The organism is Streptomyces sp. 8L (genome assembly GCF_020176795.1).
Classification (GTDB): Bacteria; Actinomycetota; Actinomycetes; order Streptomycetales; family Streptomycetaceae; genus Streptomyces.
Window position 1 is genome coordinate 1 of the sequence record NZ_JAIUKE010000568.1, and the last position, 5,474, is coordinate 5,474.

Below are 5,474 nucleotides of genomic sequence, written 5' to 3' on the forward strand. Positions count from 1 at the left end.
GGGGGGCCCCCCCCGGCGCCGCGGCGCGGGCCCGCCCCCCCCCCCCGCGCCCCGGCGCCCCCCCCCCCCCCGCCGGCCCCCCCCCCCCCGCCCCCGCACCGGGCTCCGCGCCCTACTCCGTGGCGCCGGCGGGCCGCGAAGGCGCGGCGGAGGCCGCCGCCTCGGGCCTCGCCGACGCGGCGGGCGCCGACGGGCGGGGCCCCGGGGAAACGGCGGGCTCCGGCGGCCCGGCCGTCCCCGTACGGCCGAGTCCGCAGCTGCTCGACCGGCTGGTCGACGAGGTGGCGGCGCGGCGCGCCAAGCGGCGGCGGCGCGGCCGCTTTCTGGCAGCGGCGGCCGCCGTGCTGATCGTCGGGGGGCCGACGGCCGCCGTCGTGGCCACCTCCGGCGACCACGCGTCCACCACCCGCCGGGCGGCCGACGCGAACAGCGAGAGCGCGCACTTCAGGTCCCTGGCGACGAAGTACAGCGCCACCGACGCCGCCACCGGGGTCAGCGCGACCATCGCCGTGCAGGACAAGCCGTGGGGGACGGACGCGGTGATGGAGCTGCGGAACGTCCAGGGGCCGCTGAAGTGCCGCCTCGTCGCGGTCTCGAAGTCCGGCGAGCGGCAGACCATGACGTCCTGGGCGGTGCCCGACCAGGGGTACGGGGTGCCCGGCAGCCCGCACTCCGCCACCCGGCAGCCGCTCTACGTGCAGGGCGGTACGGCCGTTCGGCCCAAGGACATCGACCACTTCGACGTGACCACGTTCGACGGCAAGCGGCTTGTGCGGGTTCCGGCCTGACACCGGGTACCCCCGTCGCGTACGGTTGACGGCTCTCGTAGCACGTCGTGAAGGGGGCCCCGGGTGGCCGCGCAGGATGCCGCTGTCGATTGCGCCGGAGCCGCGGCGGAATCAGGTACCGAGCCGGGGACGGGCGTCCCGGGCCCGGCGGACGACTCCGCACGCGCCGGTGAGGTCGAGGTCGAGCAGGACCATCTCGACCGCGTCTACCGCCGGCTGGAGGAGAAGATCCACGAGGCGGAGTTCCTGATGGCCGACGCCGCCAAGCGCGGCCAGGTGGGCACCCCCGGCGCGCTCGCCGAGCGGGACGCGCAGGTCTTCAGGGCGGGAGTGCACCTGTCCCGGCTGAACAACGAGTTCGAGGACTTCCTGTTCGGACGCATCGACCTCCTCGCGGGCAAGGACGGCAAGAAGGGACCCGACGGCGCGTACACCTCGGTCGAGCCCGCCGAGAACGCCGTACGGGGCGACGCCACCGCCGACATCGCCGAGACCCTGCACATCGGCAGGATCGGCGTCCTGGACGCCGACTACTCGCCGCTCGTCATCGACTGGCGGGCGCCCGCCGCGGCGCCGTTCTACCGCTCCACGCCCGTCGACCCGGGCCGGGTCGTGCGGCGCCGGGTCATCCGCTCCAAGGGCCGCCGCGTCCTCGGCGTCGAGGACGACCTGATGCGGCCGGAGCTGACGGCCACGCTGGACGGCGCGCCGCTGCCCGTCATCGGGGACGGCGCGCTGATGGCCGCGCTCGGCCGGGCGCGCGGCCACACGATGCGCGACATCGTCTCGTCCATCCAGGCCGAGCAGGACCTCGTGATGCGGGCGCCCGCCGCGGCCGTCACCGAGGTCTCGGGAGGCCCCGGCACCGGCAAGACCGCCGTCGCGCTGCACCGCGCCGCGTACCTGCTCTACCAGGACAGGCGGCGCTACGCGGGCGGCATCCTGGTCGTCTCTCCGACACCGCTGCTCGTCGCGTACACCGAGGGCGTGCTGCCGTCGCTCGGCGAGGAGGGCCAGGTCGCGGTCCGCGCGCTCGGCTCGCTGGTCGAGGGCGCGGAGGCCACGGCGTACGACGACCCGGCGGTCGCCCGGATCAAGGGCTCGGCGCGGATGCCGCGCGTCCTGCGCAAGGCGGCAAGGGGCGCGCTGGAGAGCGCTTCCGCACCGCCGCCGCCCCGCGCCGGAAGCGGCGGGCAGGCCACGCTGGACGACGCGCGCGACGAGGCGGAGGACGCCCCGCCGGTGCGCACGGACCGGCTGCGGGTCGTCGCGTTCGGCCGGCGCATCGAGCTGGACGCGAACGAGCTGCACGGCCTCCGGCAGGCCGCGCTCGGCGGCACGGCGCCCGTCAACCTGCTGCGCCCGCGCGCCCGCAAGCTGCTGCTCGACGCCCTGTGGGCGCGTTCGGGCGCTGCCTCGCGCGCCGACGAGTACGCCTCGCGCGGCGACGCCGAGCTCGCCGCGGAACTGCGCGGCGGCTTCGACGAGGACGTGTCGTCGGAGGACGACTTCACCGCGTTCCTGGACGCGTGGTGGCCCGAGCTGACGCCGCGCCGGGTGCTGGCCGCGATGGCCGACGAACGCCGTCTCGGCCGCTGGGCGCGCCGCGTCCTCACGCCGGGGGAGACCCGCAGGCTGGCCCGTTCGCTGCGGCGCGTGGGCGCGGACGGCACGGGCCCGCTGTCCGTGCACGACGTGGCCCTCCTCGACGAACTCGACGCCGTGCTCGGCTCGCCGCCGCGCCCGCGCAGGGTCCACCGGGACCTGGACCCGCTCGACGCGCTCAGCGGCCTTGAGGAGCTGATGCCGGGGCGCGAGGAGAGCCAGCGCGAGCGCGCGGAGCGGCTGGCGGCGGAGCGTGTCGAGTACGCGCACGTCATCGTGGACGAGGCGCAGGACCTCACACCGATGCAGTGGCGCATGGCCGGGCGCCGCGGCAGGACGGCCACCTGGACGATCGTCGGGGACCCGGCCCAGTCGTCCTGGCCCGACCCGGACGAGGCGGCGGCGGCCCGCGACGAGGCGCTGGGCAGCCGGCAGCGCCGCCGCTTCACGCTGACCGTGAACTACCGCAACCCGGCCGAGATCGCCGAACTCGCCGCGAAGGTGCTGGCCCTCGCGATGCCGGGCGCCGAGTCCCCGAAGGCGGTGCGCTCCACCGGCGTACGCCCCCGGTTCCGCGTGGCGGCCGACGACTCGGACGTGGCGCTGGCCGCCGCCGTACGGGAGGAGACGCGGCGCCTGCTGGAGACCGTGGACGGCACGGTGGGCGTGGTGGGGTCCATGGACCGGCGCGCGCGGCTCGCGCGGTGGGTGGAGGGGCTCGGCGGCCGTGTGGTCGCCCTCGGCAGCCTGGAGGCGAAGGGCCTGGAGTACGACGCGACGGTCCTGCTCTCGCCGGCGGAGATCGCCGACGGGCAGGCCGCGTCGGTGGGCCTGCGGACCCTGTACGTGGCACTGACGCGCGCGACGCAGCAGCTGACGGTGGTCTCGACGTCGAAGGACCTGCCGGACGCGGACGGAGTGCCGGACCTGCTGCGCGACTGAGGCCCCGGCCGTACCCAGGGAGCCGGACGCCGGGCGGGGCTTCGGGCGCGGGCCGCGAGGCACGTGCCGCGCCGACCTGCGCGGGGCTCCGGGGCGCTGGGCGGTTCGACGGCAGCCGCCAAGCCCGCGGCCGACGGCGGAAGTCCGGGGAGTCCCGCGCCAGGGAAGACGGAGCGGGGGTCGTTTGTTAGCCTGTATACGGCACCGGCTCGATCCAAGCCCCCGGGCCCAACCATAGTCGCTTCGAGCGACCACTTGCCGCGAGGCGAGCATGGCGGGTCGGTGCCGCTCATATGTCAGCAGGCCTTCACCAGAAGTTGGTGGGGGCCTGCTTTTCTTGTATTCGCCACTGTTATCCTCCGCATGATGGAAGTACCTTTCCGAAAGTCGGGTTTTAGTCATTACTGAGTGGTAGGTGCGACCATCTGAAAGGTTCCGCCCCGGTTGCGTCCGATCGGCGGAACGGCACAACGGCTCAGTGAAAGCAGAGGAACTCGGCAATGGCAACGGCGCCAAGCGTCTCGTACTCGATGACCGTCCGGCTCGAAGTTCCGGCGAGCGGTACGGCTGTCTCCCAGCTCACCACGGCGGTGGAGGCCTCCGGCGGCTCCGTGACCGGTCTCGACGTGACCGCGTCCGGCCACGAGAAGCTGCGGATCGACGTGACGATCGCCGCCAGCTCGACGGCGCACGCGGACCAGATCGTCAGCAAGCTGCGCGGCATCGAGGGCGTCGCCATCGGCAAGGTCTCGGACCGTACGTTCCTGATGCACCTCGGCGGCAAGATCGAGATGCAGTCGAAGCACCCCATCCGCAACCGTGACGACCTCTCCATGGTCTACACGCCGGGTGTGGCGCGGGTGTCCATGGCGATCGCGCAGAACCCGGACGACGCCCGCCGCCTGACGATCAAGCGCAACACCGTCGCGGTCGTCACCGACGGCTCCGCCGTGCTCGGCCTCGGCAACATCGGCCCGAAGGCGGCCCTGCCGGTCATGGAGGGCAAGGCGGCCCTGTTCAAGCGGTTCGCGGGCATCGACGCCTGGCCGCTGTGCCTGGACACGCAGGACACCGACGCCATCGTCGAGGTCGTCAAGGCCATCGCGCCCGGCTTCGCGGGCATCAACCTGGAGGACATCTCCGCGCCCCGCTGCTTCGAGATCGAGGCGCGGCTGCGCGAGGCCCTGGACATCCCGGTCTTCCACGACGACCAGCACGGCACCGCCATCGTCGTGGTCGCCGCACTGACCAACGCGCTGCGCGTCGTCAACAAGGAGTTCGGCGACGTCCGGGTCGTCATGTCGGGCGCCGGCGCCGCCGGTACGGCCATCCTGAAGCTGCTGCTCGCGGCGGGCGTCAAGCACGCGGTCGTCGCCGACATCCACGGCGTGGTGCACGCGGGCCGCGAGGACCTCGTCGACGCGGCACCCGGGTCCGCGCTGCGCTGGATCGCGGACAACACCAACCCCGAGGGCGTCACGGGCACGCTCAAGCAGGCCGTGGCGGGCTCCGACGTCTTCATCGGCGTCTCGGCCCCGAACGTGCTCGACGGCACCGACGTGGCCGCCATGGCGGACGGCGCGATCGTCTTCGCGCTCGCGAACCCGGACCCCGAGGTCGACCCGGCGATCGCCCGCGAGACGGCCGCCGTCGTGGCCACCGGGCGCTCGGACTTCCCGAACCAGATCAACAACGTCCTGGTCTTCCCCGGCGTCTTCCGGGGCCTCCTGGACGCGCAGTCACGCACCGTCAACACGGAGATGATGCTCGCCGCCGCCGAGGCGCTCGCGGACGTCGTCACCGAGGGTGAGCTGAACGCGAACTACATCGTCCCCTCGGTCTTCAACGACAAGGTGCACGGCGCCGTCGCCGGTGCGGTGCGCGACGCCGCCAAGGCGGCGGGCGTGACGGTGGACACCTCCTCGGACGGCATCGCGGACTGAGCCGGCCCGCCCGCCGGGCGGTCCCCCGCCGTTCCGGCCCCGCACGGGGCCGCCCCCGCCCCCCCGCGCGGGGCGGGGGGGGGGGGGGCCGGCGCGGCGGGGGGGGGGGGCGCGGGGGGGGCGGGCCCCCGCCCGCCCCCCGCCCCCCCCGCCCCCCCCCCCCCCCCCCCGCTCGCGAGGAACCCTCCTACCAGGA

3 protein-coding genes are annotated in these 5,474 nt (G+C 74.8%); all 3 read left to right on the forward strand.

The annotated features are described in order from the left end of the window. Nucleotides 1-788: RNA polymerase subunit sigma (locus LCE31_RS34480; protein ID WP_225021571.1), on the forward strand; the 788-nt coding region annotated here is incomplete at its 5' end. Nucleotides 789-851: 63 nt separating this feature from the next. Next, nucleotides 852-3,335 carry a HelD family protein gene (locus tag LCE31_RS34485; protein ID WP_374118649.1) on the forward strand — a complete coding sequence of 828 codons (2,484 nt, stop codon included), beginning with the start codon at nucleotides 852-854 and terminating at the stop codon, nucleotides 3,333-3,335. A gap of 500 nt (nucleotides 3,336-3,835) precedes the next feature. Then, nucleotides 3,836-5,278 carry an NAD-dependent malic enzyme gene (locus LCE31_RS34490; RefSeq protein WP_225021573.1) on the forward strand — a complete coding sequence of 481 codons (1,443 nt, stop codon included), beginning with the start codon at nucleotides 3,836-3,838 and terminating at the stop codon, nucleotides 5,276-5,278. Nucleotides 5,279-5,474 lie beyond the last annotated feature (196 nt).